Origin of the sequence: Ornithinimicrobium sediminis, assembly GCF_021272345.1 — a bacterium.
In the GTDB taxonomy this organism is placed as follows: Bacteria; Actinomycetota; Actinomycetes; order Actinomycetales; family Dermatophilaceae; genus Ornithinicoccus; species Ornithinicoccus sediminis_B.
This window is the reverse complement of the sequence record NZ_JAJSDQ010000002.1, coordinates 80704-101761: the sequence shown is the minus strand read 5'-3', so window position 1 is coordinate 101761 and position 21058 is coordinate 80704. Positions and strand designations below refer to the sequence as shown.

22 protein-coding genes and 1 tRNA gene are annotated in these 21058 nt (G+C 72.7%); 7 read left to right on the top strand and 16 right to left on the bottom strand.

Annotated elements, in window-relative coordinates:
• Window positions 1–12: 12 nt before the first annotated feature.
• Window positions 13–1347: an MFS transporter gene (locus LVO85_RS04840; protein WP_232746288.1), complete on the bottom strand. Its 1335-nt coding sequence runs from the start codon at window positions 1345–1347 to the stop codon at window positions 13–15.
• An 81-nt stretch (window positions 1348–1428) separates the two neighbouring features.
• Window positions 1429–1514, bottom strand: a tRNA-Tyr gene (locus LVO85_RS04835).
• Window positions 1515–1586: 72 nt separating this feature from the next.
• On the opposite strand from LVO85_RS04835, the gene LVO85_RS04830 reads away from it, so the two are divergent.
• The 3 genes from LVO85_RS04830 to folP all read left to right on the top strand — a co-directional run bounded on the left by LVO85_RS04830 (window position 1587) and on the right by folP (window position 4045).
• Window positions 1587–2084 (top strand): YajQ family cyclic di-GMP-binding protein, encoded by a 498-nt coding sequence (locus tag LVO85_RS04830; RefSeq protein ID WP_232746287.1) that lies wholly within the window; start codon window positions 1587–1589, stop codon window positions 2082–2084.
• Between the two features lie 87 nt (window positions 2085–2171).
• Entirely contained in the window at window positions 2172–3071 is a 900-nt protein-coding gene (locus LVO85_RS04825) for a DUF368 domain-containing protein (protein ID WP_232746286.1), read from the top strand.
• Window positions 3072–3112: 41 nt separating this feature from the next.
• A complete protein-coding gene (folP, locus tag LVO85_RS04820) occupies window positions 3113–4045 on the top strand; it encodes a dihydropteroate synthase (RefSeq protein WP_232746285.1) in 933 nt (310 codons plus the stop codon).
• Here the strand turns inward: folP and htpX are convergent.
• From htpX to LVO85_RS04755, 13 genes are read right to left on the bottom strand one after another with little or no spacing between them, the layout of a single operon-like run.
• The gene (htpX, locus tag LVO85_RS04815; protein WP_232746284.1) at window positions 4039–4908 is read right to left on the bottom strand and encodes a zinc metalloprotease HtpX; all 870 of its coding nucleotides are present in this window, start codon (window positions 4906–4908) and stop codon (window positions 4039–4041) included. The two genes, folP and htpX, sit on opposite strands and share 7 nt — an antisense overlap.
• Before the next feature lie 41 nt (window positions 4909–4949).
• Complete coding sequence (locus LVO85_RS04810) at window positions 4950–6431, bottom strand: proton-conducting transporter transmembrane domain-containing protein (RefSeq protein ID WP_232746283.1); 1482 nt, start codon at window positions 6429–6431, stop codon at window positions 4950–4952.
• Window positions 6428–7975, bottom strand: a complete 1548-nt coding sequence (locus tag LVO85_RS04805) for a complex I subunit 4 family protein (protein WP_232746282.1) — start codon at window positions 7973–7975, stop codon at window positions 6428–6430. The genes LVO85_RS04810 and LVO85_RS04805 overlap by 4 nt, the downstream gene beginning before the upstream one ends.
• Window positions 7972–9948, bottom strand: coding sequence for an NADH-quinone oxidoreductase subunit 5 family protein (locus tag LVO85_RS04800; protein ID WP_232746281.1), 1977 nt, complete (start codon window positions 9946–9948; stop codon window positions 7972–7974). The genes LVO85_RS04805 and LVO85_RS04800 overlap by 4 nt, the downstream gene beginning before the upstream one ends.
• Complete coding sequence (nuoK, locus tag LVO85_RS04795; protein WP_232746280.1) at window positions 9945–10250, bottom strand: NADH-quinone oxidoreductase subunit NuoK; 306 nt, start codon at window positions 10248–10250, stop codon at window positions 9945–9947. Before nuoK ends, LVO85_RS04800 begins: the two co-directional genes overlap by 4 nt.
• Complete coding sequence (locus LVO85_RS04790; protein WP_232746279.1) at window positions 10247–10774, bottom strand: NADH-quinone oxidoreductase subunit J family protein; 528 nt, start codon at window positions 10772–10774, stop codon at window positions 10247–10249. Before LVO85_RS04790 ends, nuoK begins: the two co-directional genes overlap by 4 nt.
• Window positions 10771–11241, bottom strand: a complete 471-nt coding sequence (locus LVO85_RS04785; protein WP_232746278.1) for a 4Fe-4S binding protein — start codon at window positions 11239–11241, stop codon at window positions 10771–10773. The genes LVO85_RS04790 and LVO85_RS04785 overlap by 4 nt, the downstream gene beginning before the upstream one ends.
• A complete protein-coding gene (gene nuoH, locus LVO85_RS04780; RefSeq protein ID WP_232746277.1) occupies window positions 11238–12200 on the bottom strand; it encodes an NADH-quinone oxidoreductase subunit NuoH in 963 nt (320 codons plus the stop codon). Before nuoH ends, LVO85_RS04785 begins: the two co-directional genes overlap by 4 nt.
• Window positions 12200–12757 (bottom strand): NADH-quinone oxidoreductase subunit C, encoded by a 558-nt coding sequence (locus tag LVO85_RS04775; protein WP_232746276.1) that lies wholly within the window; start codon window positions 12755–12757, stop codon window positions 12200–12202. Before LVO85_RS04775 ends, nuoH begins: the two co-directional genes overlap by 1 nt.
• Entirely contained in the window at window positions 12754–13332 is a 579-nt protein-coding gene (locus tag LVO85_RS04770) for an NADH-quinone oxidoreductase subunit B (RefSeq protein WP_232746275.1), read from the bottom strand. The genes LVO85_RS04775 and LVO85_RS04770 overlap by 4 nt, the downstream gene beginning before the upstream one ends.
• A gap of 4 nt (window positions 13333–13336) precedes the next feature.
• Window positions 13337–13693: an NADH-quinone oxidoreductase subunit A gene (locus tag LVO85_RS04765; RefSeq protein WP_232746274.1), complete on the bottom strand. Its 357-nt coding sequence runs from the start codon at window positions 13691–13693 to the stop codon at window positions 13337–13339.
• Window positions 13694–13703: 10 nt separating this feature from the next.
• Window positions 13704–14555: a fructosamine kinase family protein gene (locus LVO85_RS04760; protein WP_232746273.1), complete on the bottom strand. Its 852-nt coding sequence runs from the start codon at window positions 14553–14555 to the stop codon at window positions 13704–13706.
• Window positions 14552–15103 (bottom strand): low molecular weight protein-tyrosine-phosphatase, encoded by a 552-nt coding sequence (locus tag LVO85_RS04755; RefSeq protein ID WP_232746272.1) that lies wholly within the window; start codon window positions 15101–15103, stop codon window positions 14552–14554. The genes LVO85_RS04760 and LVO85_RS04755 overlap by 4 nt, the downstream gene beginning before the upstream one ends.
• A gap of 81 nt (window positions 15104–15184) precedes the next feature.
• On the opposite strand from LVO85_RS04755, the gene LVO85_RS04750 reads away from it, so the two are divergent.
• Window positions 15185–16120: a hypothetical protein gene (locus LVO85_RS04750; protein WP_232746271.1), complete on the top strand. Its 936-nt coding sequence runs from the start codon at window positions 15185–15187 to the stop codon at window positions 16118–16120.
• 130 nt (window positions 16121–16250) lie between these two features.
• On the opposite strand, the gene LVO85_RS04745 is transcribed toward LVO85_RS04750, so the two are convergent.
• Window positions 16251–17030, bottom strand: coding sequence for an ATP-grasp domain-containing protein (locus LVO85_RS04745; protein ID WP_232746270.1), 780 nt, complete (start codon window positions 17028–17030; stop codon window positions 16251–16253).
• Between the two features lie 100 nt (window positions 17031–17130).
• On the opposite strand from LVO85_RS04745, the gene LVO85_RS04740 reads away from it, so the two are divergent.
• From LVO85_RS04740 to rarD, 3 genes are read left to right on the top strand one after another with little or no spacing between them, the layout of a single operon-like run.
• Complete coding sequence (locus LVO85_RS04740; protein WP_232746269.1) at window positions 17131–19011, top strand: 2-oxoacid:acceptor oxidoreductase subunit alpha; 1881 nt, start codon at window positions 17131–17133, stop codon at window positions 19009–19011.
• Window positions 19008–20087: a 2-oxoacid:ferredoxin oxidoreductase subunit beta gene (locus LVO85_RS04735; protein ID WP_232746268.1), complete on the top strand. Its 1080-nt coding sequence runs from the start codon at window positions 19008–19010 to the stop codon at window positions 20085–20087. Before LVO85_RS04740 ends, LVO85_RS04735 begins: the two co-directional genes overlap by 4 nt.
• Entirely contained in the window at window positions 20084–21052 is a 969-nt protein-coding gene (gene rarD, locus LVO85_RS04730; RefSeq protein ID WP_232746267.1) for an EamA family transporter RarD, read from the top strand. Before LVO85_RS04735 ends, rarD begins: the two co-directional genes overlap by 4 nt.
• Window positions 21053–21058 lie beyond the last annotated feature (6 nt).

Sequence of the window (21058 nt, the reverse complement as noted above, 5' to 3'; positions counted from 1 at the left end):
GGACGTGCCAGGTCAGGCCGCCAGCCGCTCCCCGCGCTGCTCCGGCAGCAGGAACGCCGCGGCTGCCCCGAGCGCGAAGGCGGCGGCGAAGACGAGGAAGAGGCCGAGACTGCCGATCGTCGCCAGGAGGACGGGCACCGACAGCGGCGCGACGATCGAGGCGATGCGTCCGAACCCGGCTGCGGAGCCGGCGCCGGTGCCGCGCAGGGCCGTCGGGTAGATCTCCGGCGTGACGGCGTACAACGCCCCCCACGCACCCAGGTTGAAGAACGACATCGCCATCCCCGCGGCCAGGATCTGCGGCACGGAGTCGGCCAGCCCGAACGCTCCTGCGGCGAGCGCGGAGCCGACCAGCATGGTGGCCAGGGTGGGACGCCGGCCCCACTTCTCGATGAGGACGGCGGCCAGGGCGTAGCCCGGCAGCTGCGCAAGCGTGATGATGAGGACGTACTCGAACGAGCGGACGAGGTCGAAGCCGCGGTCGACCAGCAGGGTCGGCAGCCAGATGAAGGCTCCGTAGTAGGAGAAGTTGACGCAGAACCACACCGCCCAGATGGCACCGGTGCGCACCCGGTATGCCGGGCTCCACAGCTGCGTGGGCGCGGGCACCTTGGCCTCCGGCAGGTCACGCGAGGCCTCGGACGCGACGCCGGCGGACTCCTCGAAGTCCCGCACGACCTGCTCGGCCTCGGCGACCCGGCCCCGCCGCTCGAGGAACAGGGGCGACTCCGGCAGCCCGATCCGCACGACGATGGCGTAGAGCGCCGGCACGAGCCCGACGAGGAAGGCGTAGCGCCAGCCGTTGTCGTACTCCTGCACCACGAAGTAGCCCAGCAGCGCCGCGAGGATCCACCCGACCGCCCAGAAGGCCTCCAGGATGACGACCATCCGGCCCCGGATCTTCGTCGGTGACAGCTCACTGACCAGCGTCGAGGCGACCGGCAGCTCCGCACCCAGGCCCAGGCCGACCACGAAGCGCAGCAGCAGCAGCACCGCCAGCCCGGTGACGAAGGCGGAGGCACCGGTGGCCAGGCCGTAGAGCACCATCGTGGCCGCGAAGACCGTGCGCCGGCCGTAGCGGTCGGCCAGCCTCCCGCCCAGCGTCGCGCCGAGCGCCATCCCGATGAAGCCGATGGAGAGCAGCCACGACTGCTCGGTGCGGGTCAACGACCACTCCACGGCGAGCGCGGCACCGACGAACGAGATGAGCCCGACGTCCATCGCGTCCAGCGCCCACCCCGTGCCGGAGCCGATGAGCAGCTTGGTGTGCTTGCGGGTGTACGGCAGCCGCCCGAGGCGCTCGGGCCGGGTGGGCAGCTCTTCGACGGGCGTCGAGGTCACGGGCATCCCACCATCGTAGGCGGGGCACGGTCCCCCAGGACCCGCCGAGGGCCTCGCCGGTTACGACGAGGCCCTCGCGGTGCACGCTGGTGGCAGGTGCAGGATTCGAACCTGCGTAGGCATACGCCGACGGATTTACAGTCCGCTTCCATTGGCCGCTCGGACAACCTGCCGCGCTGTGCGGGTGAAAGGATAACAGCCACACACGGGCCTCGTGCCAACCAAGAGAACCGGGAGGGATCGTCATGGCGGACTCGTCGTTCGACGTCGTCAGCAAGGTCGACAAGCAGGAGGTGGCCAACGCCGTCAACCAGGCGGCCAAGGAGATAAGCCAGCGCTACGACTTCAAGAACGTGGGCGCGTCCGTGGAGCTGTCGGGTGAGTCCATCACCATGAAGGCCAACAGCGAGGAGCGCTGCCGGGCCGTGCTGGACGTGCTGCAGACCAAGCTGGTCAGGCGTGGCGTCTCCCTCAAGACCCTGGACCTGTCCAACGACGGCGAGCCCCGCGCGTCCGGCAAGGAGTACCGCCTGGACGCGGGACTGAAGGAGGGCATCTCCTCCGAGGACGCCAAGAAGATCGCCAAGATGGTCCGCGACGAGGGGCCCAGGTCGGTCAAGGCGCAGATCCAGGGTGACGAGCTGCGGGTGTCGTCGAAGTCGCGCGACGACCTGCAGGCGGTGCAGCGGATGCTCAAGGAGGCCGACCTCGACGTGGCGCTGCAGTTCACCAACTACCGCTGAGACCGGGCAGACGCGGCAGGCCCGGGGGCGAGCCGCGCCTGGGTGCTGCACCCGTCGGTCATAGGCCCGAGGACGTAGGCTGCACCGGTGGACCGGACCGCTCTTCGCCATGCCCTCCCGCACTACCTGCGCGGGCTGCTCATGGGTGCCTTCGACGTCGTGCCGGGGGTCTCCGGCGGCACGGTGGCTCTCATGGTCGGCATCTACGAGCGGCTCATCCACGCCATCAGGACGGCGGTCGAGGTGCCGACCGCCCTGGTCAAGGCGGACCTCTCCGGCGCCCGGCAGGCGCTGGGCCGGGTCGACTGGACGCTGCTCGTGCCCCTGGGCCTGGGCATCGTCACGGCGCTGCTGACCGGCGCGCGCTTCATCCCCCCGCTGCTGGAGGCCTACCCGGAGCAGAGCCGGTCGCTGTTCGCCGGCCTCATCCTCGCCTCGCTGGCGGTGCCGCTCGGTCTGATCGGCCGGTGGACCCCGCTGCGCGGGCTGGCCCTCGCCGGAGCGCTGGTGCTGGCCTTCGTGCTCACCGGGCTGCCACCGGCCGAGGTCACGGACCCGGGCTACCTCATCGTGCTGCTGGCCGCGATGGTCGCCATCAGCGCCATGATCCTGCCGGGGGTCTCCGGCTCGTTCCTGCTGCTGGCGCTGGGGATGTACACCCCGACGCTCACGGCTCTCGACCAGCGCAACCTCCCCTACATCGCAGTGTTCGTCCTCGGGTGCGCCCTGGGGCTGGCCCTGATGGCGCGCCTGCTCGAGCACCTCCTGCAGCACCGCCACGACGTCACCATGGCCGTCCTGCTGGGCCTCATGATGGGAGCGCTGAGAGCGCTGTGGCCCTGGCAGGAGGACGACCGGTCGCTGCTGCTGCCGCCCGACGCCGCAGGCGTGCTGCAGGCCCTGCTGTTGGCCCTCGTCGGGTTCGCCGTCGTCACGACGTTCATCCGGGCGACCCGCCGCAGGACGACGGAGCCGGTCGACGCCTGACGGTCCGGCCACCGCCCAGGACGTGCTGCCACAATGCGCTCGTGACCCTGCCCACCCCCGTCGACCTGCCCCGACCTGCTGCGCTCCGGCTGCGTGGGCAGGTCTTCGATGCCTCCCGTCCCGCGGTCATGGCCGTCATCAACCGCACCAGGGACTCCTTCTGGGCCGGCAACCGGCTGGCCGCCGTCGAGGACGCCGTGGCCGCCCTGCACGCCGCGGTCGAGCAGGGGGCCGACATCGTCGACGTGGGAGGGGTGCGCGCCGGTGCGGAGGGCGAGCACGTCGGTGCCACCGAGGAGATCTCGCGGGTCGTGCCCTTCCTCGAGGCCGCTCGCGCGGCATACCCGAGCCTCGTGCTGAGCCTCGACACCTGGCGCTCCGAGGTGGCCCTGGCCGCCGCACCCGTGGGCCTGGACCTGGTCAACGACACCTGGGCCGGTCACGACCCCGACCTCGTGCACGTCGCGGCCCAGGTGGGCGCCGGCGTGGTCTGCTCGCACACCGGTGGCCTGCCCCCGCGCACCGACCCCGTCGGGATGCGGTATGCCGACGAGCACGGCGACGACGAGCTCGCCGTCGTCCGCGACGTGCTGCGCACGCTGCGCACAGGCGCACGCCGCGCCCGCGAGGCCGGCATCCCCCGCGAGCGCATCCTCGTCGACCCGACGCTGGACTTCGGCAAGACCACCCGGCACAGCCTGGTCACCCTGCGCCACACCGCCGACGTCGCCGCCCTGGGCTACCCCGTGCTGCAGGCGCTGTCGCGCAAGGACTTCGTCGGCGAGACCCTCGACCTGTCGGTGGACGAGCGTCTGGAGGGCACCCTGGCGGCGACCGCCGTCGCCGCCTGGCTCGGGACCACGGTCTTCCGGGCGCACGACGTGCGGGCCACCCGGCGGGTGGTCGACATGGTCGCCGGCATCCGGGGCGACCGGGCCCCGCTGCTCACCGTGCGGGGCGAGCCGGCTCAGTAGCGCTGCGGACCGCCGGCCATGCCCTCCAGGCGCTCGATGCGCTGGGCCATCGGCGGGTGGGTCGCGAAGAGGCTCTTCACGTCGGCCGCGCGGAACGGGTTGGCGATCATCATGTGCGCGGCGTTCTGCAGCTGCGGCTCGGGGGCCAGCGGGGCCGCCTGCACCCCGCGCTCGAGCTTGCGCAGTGCCGAGGCCAGGGCCAGCGGGTCACCGGTGAGCGCCGCGCCGTCCTCGTCCGCGTCGTACTCCCGGGTGCGGCTGATCGCCAGCTGGATCACGCTGGCGGCGATCGGGGCCAGCAGGGCCATGGCCAGCAGGGCGAGGGGGTTGCCGCCGCCGCCCCGGTTGCCCCCGAAGATGTTGGCGAACATCGCCATCTGCGCCACCGAGGTGATGACACCGGCGACGGCGGCGGCGACCGAGGAGGTCAGGATGTCGCGGTTGTAGACGTGCATGAGCTCGTGGCCGAGCACCCCGCGCAGCTCCCGCTCGTCGAGCAGGTGCAGGATGCCCTCGGTGCAGCACACGGCCGCGTTCTGCGGGTTGCGTCCGGTGGCGAACGCGTTGGGGGCCGCCGTCGGGCTCACGTAGAGGCGCGGCATCGGCTGGCCGGCGCGGTCGGAGAGCTCGCGGACGATGCGGTACATCGCCGGCTGCTGCTGCTCGGTGACCGGGTAGGCCCGCATGGCCTTGATCGCCAGCTTGTCGGAGTTCCAGTAGCCGTAGAAGGTGGTGACGACACCGATGAGGGCGAAGAGCCAGATGTAGTTGCCCCCACCGATGAGCGCACCCATGCCCAGCAGGACGGCCCAGATCGCCCCGAAGAGCAGCGCCGTCTTGAGCCCGTTGTAGTGCCTGTTCATGTCTGTCCGAACGTCGGGGTCGGGCCGGGTGTTCCGGCAGGTCAGAAGATGCCGACGGGAGCGACGCTGCCGGCGACGAGCAGGGTGGTGAGCACCGCGATGAGCGCCGTGTGCCGGGCGGGCACCGCGGTGTGCGCGGTGGACCGGGTCTGTGCCTCGGCCTCCGCCGCGGCGAGGGCGTCGACCGGCTCGGGATGCTGGGCCAGCACCCGCAGCCATCTGAGGTAGACCGCGATGCCGAGGGCCACGTTGAGGGCGGCCACCACGGCCAGCCACCAGGTGCCGTCGCCGGCGACCGGGCGCAGCGCCACCACCTTGGCCACCAGACCCACGACCGCCGGGGGCAGCCCGGCCAGGGCCAGCAGCGCGAAGGCCAGCGGCAGGCCGAGCAGGGGGCTGTCCCGCAGCAGCCCCCGGTGGTCGGTGAGCAGGACACCCCGGCGCGCGCCGACGGCGACCACCACCACGAAGGCGAGCAGGGTCGCGACGGCATACACCGCGAGGTAGCCCCCCGCCGCACGGGTGCCCCGCGAGGAGAGGTCGGCCAGCGGCAGCAGCACCCACCCGCCCTGCGCCACCGTCGACCAGGCCAGCAGCCGGACCGTGTCGGTCTGCACCAGTGCGACGGCGTTGCCGACCGTCATGCTGAGCGCCGCCATCACCGCGACCGCGAGCAGGCTGGTGCCGCTCGCACCCGACAGGGCGGTGACGATGACGACGACTCCCCCGAGCGCCGCCACCTTGGACACGGTGGCCAGGTAGGTCGTGACCGGCAGGGGTGCTCCGTGGTAGGTGAGCGGGGTCCAGGCGTGGAAGGGCACCGCCGAGACCTTGAAGGCCATGCCGGCCAGCGCGAGGACCGCCGCCAGCGTGAGCAGCGAGAGCCGTGCCGGGTCGGCCGCGGCGACCGCGACCGCGTCGCCGCTGAGCACGGCGGTGCCGGTCGCGACCACCCACAGCGCCGCTCCGAGCGCCAGGAGGGCGAACGAGACCAGCGAGGTCGTCAGCAGCGCGACCGCACCGTCGACGGCAGCGGGCTGGCGGGAGGCCCTGCGCTCCAGCGCCACCAGGGCGGCGGTCGGCAGGGTCGCCAGCTCCAGGGCCACCAGCAGGGTCCCCAGGTCACCGGCCGCAGGGACGGCCACGACCCCGGCGGTGGCACCCAGCACCAGCGCGGCGATGACCGCGGTGCGACCGCCCTCGCCGTGCGACCAGTCGTCCCACGCGAGCACCAGCACCACGACACCGCTGAGCAGGGCCAGCAGCTGCAGGCCGGAGGTGAGCGAGCTCGCCTGGTAGAGGCAGGTGCCGTCGGGCAGGCACAGCGCGGCGACCCGCTCCCCCCGCCCCTGGAGCAGGCCCGGCACCGTCGCCACGGCACCACCGAGCAGTCCCAGACCCACGACGACGAGATGAGTCGCGCGGGCCGGGGGCCAGGCGATGTCGAGCACCAGCACGAGGACGGCGGCGACAGCGGGTGCCAGCACCGGCAGCAGTGCCACGAGGTTGAGGTCCAGGCTCATCGGACACCCCCGGTGAGCAGGGCCGCAGCATCGGCCGCGGTGACGTCCAGCAGCAGGGACGGGTAGACGCCCAGCACGAGCACCGCCACGACGAGCACCCCGATGAGCACTCCCTCGACACGGTGGGAGTCCGGGATCGCCGGCAGCAGCCGGTCGCCGGCCCACACCTCACGCAGGACCCGCACGGCATACGCGGCGGCGATCACGGCACCGACGGCGGCCACGACGGCGAAGAGCCGGAACCAGCCCTCGGTGCGGTCCTCGGCCGGGGCCCACGCTGCGTAGACCGCACCGAGCTCGCCCCAGAAGCCCGCCAGGCCGGGCAGGCCCATCGACGCCGCCATGCCTACCACCAGGGCGAAACCGAGACGGGGCGTGACCTCACGCAGCGCCGCCCGGGCGACGGTGAGGTCGGCGGACCCCCAGCGCTCCTTCAGCGCGCCGACGACGACGAAGAGCAGGGCCGCGATCACACCGTGGGCGACGTTGCCGAAGAGTGCCGCCTGCAGCCCGGTCTCGGTGCCGGTGGCCAGGGCCAGCACGACGAACCCCAGGTGGGCGATGGAGGACCACGCGATGAGCCGCTTGAGGTCCCGCTCGACCAGGCAGGCCAGACCCGCCCACACGATCCCGGTCACGGCCAGTCCCGCGAGCACCGGCGACGCGGTGGCGAACCCTTCCGGGACGACCGGCACGACGAGCCGCACGATGCCGTAGGTGCCCATCTTCAGCAGCACCGCGGCCAGCAGCACCGAGCCGGCGGTGGGGGCGGTCGAGTGCACCCACGGCAGCCAGGTGTGCAGCGGCCACACGGGCACCTTGAGCCCGAGGCCCACCAGCAGCAGCACCGCGACGAGAAGCTGCTCCCGGCCGCTGAGCGAGGCACCGGCGAGCTCGGCCCACCGGTCGACGTCGGTGGTGCCGGTGAGGGTGCTGAGGGCCAGGATGCCCAGCAGCATCAGCGTCGAGCCGGTGGCGGTGACCAGCACGAAACGCAGCGCCGCCCCGTCCCGCCGGGCCGCCTCGTGCGCGTCGCCGTGACGCGCGACGAGCAGCCACATCGGCAGCAGCACCAGCTCGAAGCCGACGAAGAAGACGATCGCGTCGCGGCTGAGGAACGTGACCAGGGCGCCGAGCAGCACCAGCTGCAGGCACGCGTGGTAGGCCGCGAGCCCGGGGACCCCGTGCTGGCCGACGAGGGGCGCGGTGCGGTCCTCCTCGGTGCGGTCGACGGGAGGCCGGGTGTGCCGCAGGGCGGTCGCGACGATGCCGACACCGGCGGTGAGCAGCACCAGCGGGGTGCTGATGCCGTCGGCACGCAGGTCGAGGTCGACCCCCAGGGCAGGGATCCACACCACGTCCACCCCGGTGCCGGTGAGCACGGTGCCCACGACACCCACCGCGGACAGCAGTGCGGAGCCCACGGACAGCCCGCGCACGAGCGGCTCGGACGGCGGCGAGGAGGTGCGGTCGGCCACGGCGAGGGCAAGGGTGGTCACCAGCAGGGGCAGCAGGGCCAGCGCGGGCCACAGGAGGTCGTTCACCGCAGCACCACCCCGATGACGGCGAGCACCAGCACGCCGGCGAGCACCAGCACCAGGGAGGGGGCCGGCTGCACCGGGCTCCAGCGCTCCCCGCCGCGCCCGAGCAGACGTGCGGCCCGGCCGGCCGCACGCACGTAGCCGTCGAGGACCTCCCGGTCCAGCCAGGTGACCCCGCGCGCCAGCGCCATGGTCGGCCGGGCGACCAGCGTCAGGTATGCCGTGTCGGCGCCGAGCCCGCGCTCGGCGGCCAGGTTGAGCACGGCGGGCAGGCGGGCCGCGGCGTCCCGGGTGCGCACCCCGCGGGAGGCGGCCAGCACGAAGAGCGCGGCAGCGGCCATGAGCAGCAGGGAGGCGACCAGCAGGGGCACGTTGAGATGGAGCTCCACGTCGAAGAAGGGGGTGAGGGGCAGCACGCCGCCGACGACGGTCAGCAGCGAGAGGGTGGTGATGCCGGCCCGCGCCGGGGAGGAGATCGCGGCCTCGGCCTCCTCGACACCGACCGCCTCCACCATGACCTCCGGCTCGGCGAAGAAGTCGTCCAGCTGCTCGCCCGTGCGGCCGTTGCCGCGGACCAGGACGGGTCGGCTCAGGATGAGCCAGGCCCGCATGCAGTAGGCCGCCGTCAGCGGCGCACCGGCGCCGACGGCCGCGAGCACGATGAGCGCCGGCCCCGGCGTCGCGGCCTGCACACCCGCCTCCGCGGAGCCGAGGATGAGCTCCTTGGAGACGAAGCCCACCAGCGGTGGCACCCCCGCCAGGGCGAGCAGCCCGATGCCGAGGGGGCGCCGGACGGAGCCGTAGCGGCGCACCCCGGAGACGGCGTAGGACACAAGCGTGCCTCCGGCCAGCACGGCGAGCCACCCGAGCGCGAGGAAGAGCAGGGCCTTGAAGAGCGCGTGCGAGACCAGGTGGAGCACCGCCGTGTCCGGCCCCTCCCCCACCGGGATGGCCGTCAGCGCGGCGAGCATGAGGGCGACCTGGCTGACGGTGGACCAGGCGAGCAGGCGCTTGAGGTCAGGCTGCGCGAAGGCCAGCAGCGCGGCGAGCAGTGTGGTGGCCGAGGCCAGCACCGCGAGCGTCGTCCGCGCCGGGTCACTGGCCTGCAGCAGCGGGAAGAGCTGGGCGAGCACGACCGTGCCGGCCGCGACCATCGTCGCTGCGTGGATGAGGGCCGAGGCCGGGGTCGGGCCCTCCATGGCGTCGGGCAGCCAGTCCTGGAAGGGCACCAGGGCCGACTTGCCGGCCACACCCATGATGACCAGCAGCATGGCCACGGTGAGTGCCGTGCCGGGCTCGGCGCGCCAGTGGTCGACGATGTCCGCGATGGCCGTGCTCCCCGGCCCGGCGGTCAGGGCGACCAGGCCGAGCACGAAGCCCAGGTCGGCGAAGCGCGTCACGAGCAGGGCCTTCGCAGCGGCGCGGCGGGCCGAGGCCTTCGCGGAGATGTGCCCGACGAGCAGGTAGGAGCACCAGCCCATCACCTCCCAGCCCACCAGCGTCAGCACGACGTCCCCCGACAGCACCACCAGGAGCATCGCGCCGCTGAAGAGGGAGACCGTCGCGGCGAACTGCCGGTAGCGGGGGTCGTACCAGAGGTACCAGCGCGCGTAGACCTGCACGACCAGCGCCACGAGGGCGACGGCCACCGCGGTGATCGCGGTCAGCGGGCTGGCCGAGAGGGTGAGCGGCACGGTGAGCTCGCCCAGGGCCAGCGGGCCGACCGTCTCGGACACCCGCGGCACCACGCCGACGCTGATGGTGTAGAGCTGCCAGGTGGCCGCCCCCAGCGTGAGGACGGCACCGGTGACCACCGTCCACGCCGCAGTGCGCGACGAGGTGCGCCCCAGCAGGAAGGCGAGCAGCGCGGCAAGCAGCGGGATCGCCACGACATACTGCGCCGCCGCTCCCGGGAAGTCGGGCAGCGGAGGCAACGCGGGCAGGTCGGGCAGGTCCGGCCACTGCAGGGAGGTCACGACTCACTCCGCTCGTGCTGCAGGTCGACATGGCCGCGGGCGCGGTAGAGCGCCATGACCACCGCGAGCGCCACGACGATCTCGGCGGCCGCGATCGTGATGACGAAGAGGGTGAGCACGGCACCGGAGGCCAACGGGTCGGGCGTCACCTGGCCGGTGGTCACCAGGACGAGCCCGGCAGCGGCCAGGATCAGCTCGACACCGACGAGCATCAGCACGGCGTGCCGTCGGGCGAGCACGCCGTAGACCCCGGCACCGGCGAGGACGGCAGCGAGCAGCATGGGCAGGGCGGGGGTGATCACGGCTCCTCCTCGGTGGCAGCTCCCACGTCCTCGACCGAACCGGCCCCCCGCGCCACGGCGACGGCGGCCACCAGGGCCAGCAGGAGCAGCAGGGAGAGCAGCTCGAACGGCCAGACCCAGGTGCCGAAGATCGCCGTGCCGATGTCGGTGCTGTCCGGTCCGGTGACCGGCACCCGGGTCCAGCCGACCACGGCGGTCAGCGTCACCCCCAGCAGGACCGTCAGCCCGGCGGCCACGACCCCCGCCAGCACCCGGTGCCCGGCCGAGGCCTGCACCGGGGCGTTGCCGTGCCGGGTCAGCATGAGCGCGAAGAGCACCAGCACGACGACGCCGCCCACGTAGATGAGCAGCTGCACGAGAGCGACGAGCTCGGCACCCAGCACCAGGTAGCACCCGGCCAGGCCCCCCAGCGCGACCACGAGCCACAGGGCGGCGTGCAGCACGACCCGGGAGGTGACGGCCAGGACGGCAGAGGCCGCCGTCAGCAGGCCCACCGCCAGGAAGAGCAGGTCCAGTCCGCTCACTCGGCGTCCCCCTGCTGCTCGGGCGGCTGCGGCAGGGAGGAGGGCGGCACGTCGGCCATCCACCCGCCGAGGCGGTCCTTGTCGTGCAGCAGGTTGCGGATGTCGCCTTCCGCGTAGGCGAAGTCGGGGGCCCAGAAGAGGGCGTCGAAGGGGCAGACCTCGATGCAGATCCCGCAGTACATGCACAGCGAGAAGTCGATGTCGAAGCGGTCGAGCACGTTGTGCTGTCGGGCCCGGCCGCCCTCGGGCCCCGGCTCGACGGTCTCCTTGTGGCTGTCGATGTAGATGCACCAGTCCGGGCACTCGCGGGCGCACAGCATGCAGGACGTGCAGTTCTCCGCCAGCAGGGCGATCACCCCGCGGGAGCGGTCGGGAAGGTCGGGCTCGACGTGCGGGTACTGCCGCGTGTGGGCCCTGGTGCCCAGCGTGCGTGCGGTCGTCCGCAGGCCCGAGAAGAGACCCTTCATCCCCAGATCACCACCCCTGCGCCGGTGAGCGCGAGCTGTCCGAGCGCGAGCGGCAGGAGCACCGTCCACGCGAAGCGCTGCAGCTGGTCCTCGCGGACCCGGGGCCAGGCCACCCGCAGCCAGATGATGAGCACGGCCACCGCGAGGCCCTTGAGCAGGGTCCACACCGGGCCCAGCGTGTCCGACCAGGGGCCGCCCCACCCGCCCAGGTAGAGCACGGCGAACAGCAGCGACATCACGACGATCCCCGCATACTCCGAGAGCAGGAAGAAGGCGAACCGGAGACCGGAGTACTCCGTGAGCGGGCCGAACACGATCTCGGCGTCGGCGATCGGTGCGTCGAACGGCGTCCGTTGCAGCTCGGCCACCGCGGCGGTGAGGAAGACGAAGGCACCGGGCAGCTGCCACAGCAGCCACCACGGGCTCCAGGCCCCCACGATCCCGGTGAGCGACAGCGTGCCGGCGGCCATCGCCACCGAGGCCGCCGCCAGCACGATGGGCAGCTCGTAGGACACCAGCTGGGCGCCGGCACGCAGCCCACCGATGAGGGAGTACTTGTTGCCGCTGCCCCAGCCTGCCATCAGCGTGCCGATCACCCCGACCGAGGTCACCGCGAGCACGAAGAGCAGGGAGGCGGGCACGTCCGCTGCCACCCACGAGGCCGACAGGGGGATGACCGCCAGCGCCACCAGGTAGGGGACCAGGGCGACCGCCGGGGCGAGCCGGAAGACGTGCCTGTCGGCCCCCGCCGGGGTGATGTCCTCCTTCTGCACGAACTTGATGCCGTCGGCGACGAGCTGCCCGATGCCGTGGAACCCGGCCTCCATGGGGCCCAGCCTGCCCTGCATGTGGGCCATCACCTTGTGCTCGGTCTGGCCGACGAGCAGCGGCAGGCTGAGGAAGGCCGCCATGACGGCCGCGGTCTTGAGCACGATCTCGAGCGCGAAGGCGAGGTCCATCAGCGCTCCTCCCCGGCCGGTGCTGCGGCCTGCGTGTGCCGGGGCCCCCAGGACGCGTCCGGCACGCCCGGCGGCAGCAGCCTCCGGCGGCGGGAGGCCCGGGCCGGCGTGGCCTCGGACTCCCCCGGCTCCTTGGCCCCCGGCCACGCCTTGGACGCCCGGGACGCCAGGACGAACGACTTGCGCAGCGGCGTGCCCTCGAAGCCCTCCGGGAGCAGCAGGGGACGCAGGCCCAGACCGCTGCCGTCGTCGAAGCCGCTGAACTCCACGCCGAACATCTCGTAGGTCTCGCGCTCGTGCCAGGCCGCACCACCGAAGACGCCGGTGATGCTCTCCAGGGAGATGCCGTCGGGCACGCGGGTGCGCAGCAGCACCCGCGCCCAGGGCCCGGTGCGGACGAGGTGGCAGACCACGTCGAAGCCCGGCGACTCGGCGTCGTCGGTCTGGTCGACCGCCGAGAGCCAGTCGAAGAAGGTGAAGCCCTCCTCCCGGGCCGCGCGCACCGCGGCGCGCCACTCGAGCAGCTCGACGTCGCGGGTGATGTCGGCCGTGGTCATGGCGCCTCCTCCGGGGGAGCCACCAGCGGACGGGTGACCTCCCCCGCCGTCACCGGGCCCGCGGCATACGGACGGTGCCCGCGGGCGCGGCCCGGGTGCTCGGCCTTGATCTGCTCCTGGAGCGTGATGATGCCGTTGAGCAGGGCCTCGGGGCGCGGTGGGCATCCGGGGACGTAGACGTCGACCGGGATGAGCTGGTCGACACCCTTGGTGACGCAGTAGGAGTCCCAGTAGGGCCCCCCGGAGTTGGAGCAGGCGCCGAAGGAGATGACGTACTTGGGCTCGGGCATCTGGTCGTAGAGGCGGCGGATCGCGGGGGCCATCTTGTCGGTGACCGTGCCCGAGACGACCATGAGGTCGGCCTGGCGCGGCCCGGGGGCGAACGGGATGACGCCCAGCCGCATGAAGTCGTGCCGGGCCATCGAGGCGGCGATGAACTCGATGGCGCAGCAGGCCAGGCCGAAGTTGAACACCCACAGGGAGTAGCGCCGCCCCCAGTTGAGCACGATGCGCACCGCGGTGGGGGCCCGGTCGGCGGCGGGCCCGACACGCGGCATCGGCAGGTCGGTCGTCACGGGCTCACCACCACCGCAGCAGTCCTCGACGCCAGGCGTGCCCCAGGCCGATCACGAGCACCCCGATGAAGATCGCCATCTCGACCAGCGAGGCGGGCCCGAGCTCGGTGCGGAGCACCAGCGCCCAGGGGAACAGGTAGACCGCGTCCACGGCGAAGACCACGTAGAGGAAGGCGAAGACCAGGTAGCGCACGCTGCCCTGCATCCAGCCCTCGCCGATGGGGTCCACGCCCGACTCGTAGGTCGTCTGCTTGGCGGTGGTCGGGTCGCTGGGCGCGAGCAGGCGCCGGGCGCCGTAGCCGGCAACGACGAGCAGCACACCGGCCAGCACGACCGCCAGCACCACCGCGTAGTCGCCCATGTCCGGCAGCCTAACGATCGAGGCGGTCCAGGGCACGGACGACCTGCACGGCATACGGCTCCCCGAAGAGGATCACGTGGACCAGCAGGGGCAGCAGGCGGTGCAGGCCGTCGCGGTCGCGCCACCCCGGCTGCAGGGGGGTGACCTCCTGGTATGCCGTGAAGGCCGCCTCGCCGAACCCGCCGAAGAGACGCATCATCGACAGGTCCAGCTCCCGGTGCGACCAGCTGACGGCGGGGTCGATGAGCCAGTGCCGCCCCGCCGTGTCGACCATCCGGTTGCCCGCCCAGAGGTCGCCGTGCACGAGGGAGGGCGGCTCGGGCGGGCCGCAGAGGTCCTCACCCCGGGCGACCAGACGCTCGACCGCGCCGAGCTCGCGGGGGTCCAGCCGCCGCATCTCCACGCAGCGCTGCACCAGGGGCAGCACCCGGCGGACGAGGTAGCTCTCCGCCCACGTGGACGCAGGGGTCAGGTCGACCTCGACGGTGCCGAGAAAGCCGCGTGTCTGGTCGTCGACGGCCCCGAAGTGCGGCCCGTGGGTGGCGTGCAGCATGGCCAGCGCGCGCCCGAAGGCAGCGTCGTCACCGACGCCGCGGGGGGCCGCATCGACCCACTCGAGCACCAGGCCGCTGTCGTCGACGTGCAGGACCTCCGGCACGGACAGTGCTCCGGCGGCCCGCAGGACCCGCAGCCCTGCCGCCTCGCGCTCGAACAGCCCCGCCGGGGCCTCGGGCAGGTGCTTGACGAAGACGGGACCCTCGGGGGTCTCCACCCGGTAGGCACCGGCGATGTCGCCGCCCGCGACCGGCGTCACCTGCCGGGCGTCGAGATGCCCTACGAGGGCCTGCAGCGACGCGCTCACCGGTCGCCGCTGAGGTGCTCCACCAGGCCCCGGCACGCGGTCTCCACCTGGTCGAACATCGTCACGAACTCGGCCTGTGGCCGTCCGTAGGGGTCGGGCACGTCACGCACGCCGGTGGTCCCGACGTCGGGCGCGAACTCCCCCAGGCGCACCACCCTGGCGGCGGACTCCTCGTCGGGCGCCATCTCCTGCAGCTCGGCGACGTTGCCCGAGTCCATCGCCACGACCAGTTCGAAGCGGGCGAAGTCGTCCGGGCCGAACTGCCGGCCGACGTGGTCGACCGGGATCCCCCGGCGCGCGGCCTCGGTGAGCGTCCCCTCGTGCGGTGGCTCCCCGACGTGCCACGGCCCGGTGCCCGCCGACTCCACCTCGACGTCGAGCCCCGCCTGATCGGCCAGGTGCAGGAAGACCGCCTCCGCGGCCGGGGACCGGCAGATGTTGCCCAGGCAGACGAAGCAGATGCGCATGCGCCCAGCCTGCCAGTTGGGCTTCTCGTCGCTGCCGCACCCCCGACCGGCCAGGTGGGAGCGGTCTGCAGACGGTGCCACCGGTGGCCACTTCTGCAGACCGCTGCTCTGTGTCCACAGGCCGGTCACACCGTGCGTGGGAGATGAGCCAGAGTCGGCCGCATGACCAGGGCGAGCCGGCGGCAGTCGCGGGCGCGGTTGGCTGTCGCGGCGGCAGCCCCGCACGGCGGCGTCGCCCTGCGCCGGCAGCTCCTTGCCGAAGGCATCACCAGCGACGAGATCCGCAGCGAGGTCCGTGCCGGACGGTGGACGCGCCTCGGTCGGCACACCATCGCCGTGTCGACACAGGAGCCGGTCGGTGCCGTCGACCCGGCTGCGCGTCTGTGGTGGGCGGTGTGGGAGTCCGGGTCAGGAGCGGCGCTGGACGGGGTGAGCGCCCTGATCGCCGCAGGGCTCACGGGCTGGACCGAACGCGCCGTCCACGTCAGCGTGCCGCACGGCCGCCGCGTGCACGCCCTGCCGGGGGTGGTGCTGCACCGCCCCCGGCCCTGGCACCCACCGTGCACTGCAGGACTGCCACGCGTCCCCGTGCCTGTGGCCCTGGTCCGGGCGGCGCACTGGGCGAGCAGCGACCGACAGGCCGCCACCCTGATCGCGATGACGGTGCAGCAGCGGCTGGTGTCGGCTGACCGGTTGCTGGCGCACTGGACCACGGTGCGACGGAGCACGCGGCGACAGCTGGTCGACCAGGTCATCCGAGACGTCTGCGACGGTGCTCACTCACTGTCGGAGCTGGACTTCGCGGCGCTCTGTCGGCAGCGTGGGCTTCCCGAGCCCAGCCGCCAGGTCGTGGTGCACGGGCAGGGTGGGCGCGCCTATCTCGACGTCTGGTGGGACGCCTTCGGAGTGCACGTCGAGATCGACGGGGTCCAGCACACCTGGGGACTCGCCCCGATGTCCGACGCGCTCCGGCAGAACGCGGTCGCCATCGACGGAGGGGTGACACTGCGGATCCCGGTCCTGGGCCTGAGGGTGGCTCCCGACGCCTTCCTGGACCAGGTGGGAGCAACCTTGCGGGCGCGCGGCTGGGGATCGTGATGCCCTGGACGGCGATCCTCGCCAGGAGGGGTGTGCCGTCGTGGTCACCCGTGGCCACATCTGCAGACCCATGGACGTGCAGACCCGCCATCCCGGAGCCGGCGGCCGGGACGCTCCGGGCGGGGTGGAGTCAGAGATGCGTCAGGACGTGGTCGGCAACCAGCACGTCCGCGCCGTCCACACCGCGGAAGCCGGGAAAGGCGTTGACGTCGACCACGACGGGCCCCGCGTCGGTCAGCACCACGTCGACGCCGTAGAGATGCACCCCGAGAGCGCCACCCACGCGCAGGGCCAGGTCGCGGAGGTCCTCCTCCGGGTCGAAGGGCTCACCTGTGGTCACATGACCGGCGGCGAGCGTCGAGGGCTTGCGCAGCGCGCGCACGCTCGACCCTGCGACATACAGCTTGCGGTCGGTGCCGTCGTGCCGCAGCAAGGGCTCCACCAGGAACGGCCCCTCGAACGGCGCGTCGTCGGGCAGGGAGGCGGCGTCCCCGCTGAGCACCGTCGCACCATGCCCCGTCCCCGACGCCGCCTTGACGACGACCTCGGTGTCCACGGCCAGCAGCAGCTCGGCCCACGTGTCGAACGCGGTGAGGGCGGGCGCCGGCAGGTCTGCGTCGTGCAGGAGCGGGCTCCAGCGCCGGCGGTCGAGGAGAGCATGCGTCCCGGCCCAGGGGTTGCACAGCGGGACCCCGCGTCCGTGCAGGGCCGCGAGCACCGGCTCGTCGCGGGCCCCGAGCCCGCGGTGGACGACGAGGTCGGCGCGCACCGCGTCGGGGTCGACCGGCTCATCGTGCGGCAGCCGCCGCCGGACCTCGCACCCGCGCTCGACGAGCAGCTCCTCGAGCCGTGCAGGCAGGGAGTCCGGGGCCGGGGGCTTCCCCCACAGACAGGTGACGTGCGCAGCCATCCGCCATTGTGGTCACGGTGTGACCACTTTCACCACCAGAGTCGGTCCCGTGACGTCTGTGCGGTGGAACAACCTACGGTCCCGTAGCATTGGGTCTGTTATGAGCAGCAAGCCCACACGCCGGTTGGACCGTGTCGTGATCCGTTTCGCCGGTGACTCCGGTGACGGCATGCAACTCACCGGAGACCGGTTCACCTCCGACACCGCCGCCCTCGGCAACGACATCTCGACCCTGCCCAACTTCCCGGCCGAGATCCGCGCTCCGCAGGGCACGCTGCCCGGCGTCTCCAGCTTCCAGCTGCACTTCGCCGACCACGACGTGATGACCCCCGGCGACGCCCCGGACGTCCTCGTGGCGATGAACCCGGCAGCGCTCAAGGCCAACCTCGCCGACGTGCCGCGCGGCTCCACCCTCATCATCAACACCGACGAGTTCACCAAGCGCAACCTCGCCAAGGTGGGGTATGCCGTGAGCCCGGTCGACGACGAGAGCCTCGCCTCGTGGCACGTGCACTCGCTGCCGCTGACGACCATGACGGTCGAGGCGCTGGCCGACTACGGGCTGACCCGCAAGGAGAAGGAGCGGGCCAAGAACATGCTGGCCCTCGGCCTGCTGTCGTGGCTCTACTCCCGCCCCCTGGAGGGCACGGAGGCCTTCCTGCGCGCCAAGTTCGCCAGGGCCCCCGAGGTGCTCGAGGCCAACCTCACGGCCCTGCGGGCCGGGCACGCCTACGGCGAGACCACCGAGGACTTCGCGGTGCGCTTCGAGGTGGCCCCGGCACCGATGCACGCAGGCACCTACCGCACGCTCACCGGCAACCAGGCGATGGCCCTCGGGCTGGTCTCGGCGTCGCACCGCAGCGGGCTGCCCCTGGTGCTGGGGTCCTACCCGATCACCCCGGCCTCCGACGTGCTGCACGCCTTGTCCACGATGAAGCGCTACGGCATCACGACGCTGCAGGCCGAGGACGAGATCGCCGCGGTCGGGATGGCCCTGGGGGTGTCCTTCGGTGGCGGCCTGGGCGTGACCACCACCTCCGGACCCGGCCTGGCCCTCAAGAGCGAGACCATCGGCCTGGCCGTCGCGACCGAGCTGCCGCTGATCGTCATCGACGTGCAGCGCGGCGGGCCCTCCACCGGCCTGCCCACCAAGACCGAGCAGTCCGACCTGCTGCAGGCAATGCACGGCCGCAACGGGGAGTCACCTCTCGCGGTCATCGCCGCCCAGTCACCGACCGACTGCTTCGACGCCGCACTGGAGGCCGTGCGCATCGCCACGACCTACCGCACCCCGGTCATCCTGCTCTCCGACGGCTACCTGGCCAACGGCTCCGAGCCGTGGCCGGTGCCGGAGGTCGCCGACCTGCCCGACCTCGAGGTCGAGTTCGCGACCCGGCCCAACGGTGTCGACGACAAGGGCGAGCCGGTCTTCCACCCCTACGCCCGCGACGAGGCCACCCTGGCGAGGGCGTGGGCGATCCCCGGGACCGCCGGCCTCGAGCACCGGATCGGCGGCATCGAGAAGGCCGACGTCACCGGCCACATCTCCTACGACCCCGACAACCACGACCGCATGGTGCGGCTGCGGCAGGCCAAGATCGACCGGATCGCCGACACGGTCCCGCCGCTGGAGGTCGAGGACCCGTCGGGCGAGGCGAAGGTGCTCGTACTCGGCTGGGGCTCGACCTACGGCCCGATCTCGGCGGCCACCCGGCTCGCCCGGGCCGCCGGCACCCCTGTCGCCCGGGCCCACCTGCGCCACCTCAACCCCTTCCCCCGCAACCTCGGCGACGTCCTCCGACGCTACGAGCGTGTCATCGTGCCGGAGATGAACCTGGGACAGCTGGCCATGCTGCTGCGTGCCCGCTACCTCGTCGACGTCCGCTCCCACACCGCCGTCCGCGGCCTGCCCTTCACCTCCGCCGAGCTGGCCGAGGTGCTGCACGCGCAGGCGCTGGACCTGCAGGAGGTCCCTTCATGACCAGCACCGACCTCGGTATGCCCTCGCTCGGCACCCAGGGGGTGCCCCGGCTCGACCCCGAGGCGCCCGCACAGACCAAGAAGGACTTCACCTCCGACCAGGAGGTGCGCTGGTGCCCGGGCTGCGGCGACTACGCCGTGCTCGCCGCCGTGCAGGGCTTCCTGCCCGACCTCGGCCTGCGCCGGGAGAACATCGTCTTCGTCAGCGGCATCGGCTGCTCCTCGCGCTTCCCCTACTACCTGGACACCTACGGGATGCACTCCATCCACGGCAGGGCACCGGCGATCGCCACCGGCCTGGCCACCACCCGCGAGGACCTGTCGGTCTGGGTGGTGACCGGTGACGGCGACGCGCTGTCGATCGGGGGCAACCACCTGATCCACGCGCTGCGACGCAACGTCAACATGACCATCCTGCTGTTCAACAACAAGATCTACGGGCTCACCAAGGGGCAGTACTCCCCCACCTCGGACGTCGGCACGGTCACCAAGTCGACCCCGGTCGGGTCGGTCGACCACCCGTTCAACCCGGTGTCTCTCGCCCTCGGCGCCGAGGCGACCTTCGTGGCGCGCACCATGGACTCCGACCGCGCGCACCTGACGCAGGTGCTCAAGGCGGCCGCCGCACACCGCGGCACGGCCCTGGTCGAGATCTACCAGAACTGCCCGATCTTCAACGACGGCGCCTTCCAGCTCATCAAGGACCGTGACGAGGGCCGCGCCCGGCTGGCCCACCTCGTGGACGGCGAGCCGGTGCGGGTCGGCGAGGACCACGTGGTCGTGCGCGACGGGTCCGCCCTGCGGGTCGTGCCCGAGGCGACGGCCGACCCGTCCGACGTCGTCGTGCACGACGCTGCTGCACCCGAGCCCACCCAGGCCTTCGCGCTCTCCCGCCTCGACGACGGCACGATGTCGCACGTGCCCATGGGCATCTTCCGCCAGGTCGACCGTCCCACCTACGACGACCAGGTCCGGGCCCAGGTCGACGGTGCCCGCGCCGCGGCCGGCGGACCCGCTGGTGACGACGACCTGCAGGCCCTGCTGCTCGGCAAGGACACCTGGACCGTGACCGGTTGAGCGCGCCCGCACCCACCCGCGCCACGCGTGAGACGGAGGCCGCGGCGAGGGAGCGGTCCCGCGGGACCGCATACGGGCTGGCTGCGTACGGGCTGTGGGGCCTGTTCCCCGTCTACTTCGCGACGCTCCGGCCGGCCGGGCCCGTCGAGGTGCTGGCCCACCGGGTCATCTGGTCGCTGCTGATCTGCCTGGTGGTGCTGGCGCTGATGCGTCGCCTCGGGTGGCTCCGGCAGCTGCTGCGCCGCCCCCGCATGCTGGCCGCGGTCGGTCTGGCCGGCGCCCTCATCGCCGCCAACTGGACGGTCTACACCTTCGCCGTGCTCAGCGGCCACGTCACCGAGGCGTCCCTGGGCTACTTCCTCAACCCGCTGGTGACGGTGGCCCTGGGCGTGCTGCTCCTGCGCGAGCCGCTGCGCCCGCTGCAGTGGGTGGCCGTGGGCATCGGCGCCGCCGCCGGCATCTACCTGACCGTCGACTACGGCAGCCCACCCTGGATCTCGCTGAGCCTCGCGTTCAGCTTCGCCGCCTACGGCCTGGTCAAGAACCGGGTCGGCATCTCGCTGTCCGCGATCCAGTCGCTGACCGCAGAGACGCTGGTGATCGTGCCGTTCGCGCTGTCGATCGTGGTCTTCCTCGCCGTGACCGGCCAACAGACCTTCACCACCGAGGGGCCCACCCACACGGTCCTGCTGGTCAGTGCAGGCCTGGCCACCATGGTGCCGCTGCTGTTCTTCGCCTCGGCCGCACGGCGGGTGCCCCTCACGACCATCGGGCTGCTGCAGTTCCTCACCCCGGTGCTGCAGCTGCTGTCGGCGGTGCTGCTGCTCGGCGAGTCGATGCCCGCCTCCCGCTGGGTCGGCTTCGGCATGGTCTGGGTCGCGCTGGCCATCCTGACCGCCGACTCCATGGTGGCGGTCGGCCGGTCCCGGCGCCTGGCCCGCGCCGCTCGCGGGGCTGCGGCCTAGGCCTGT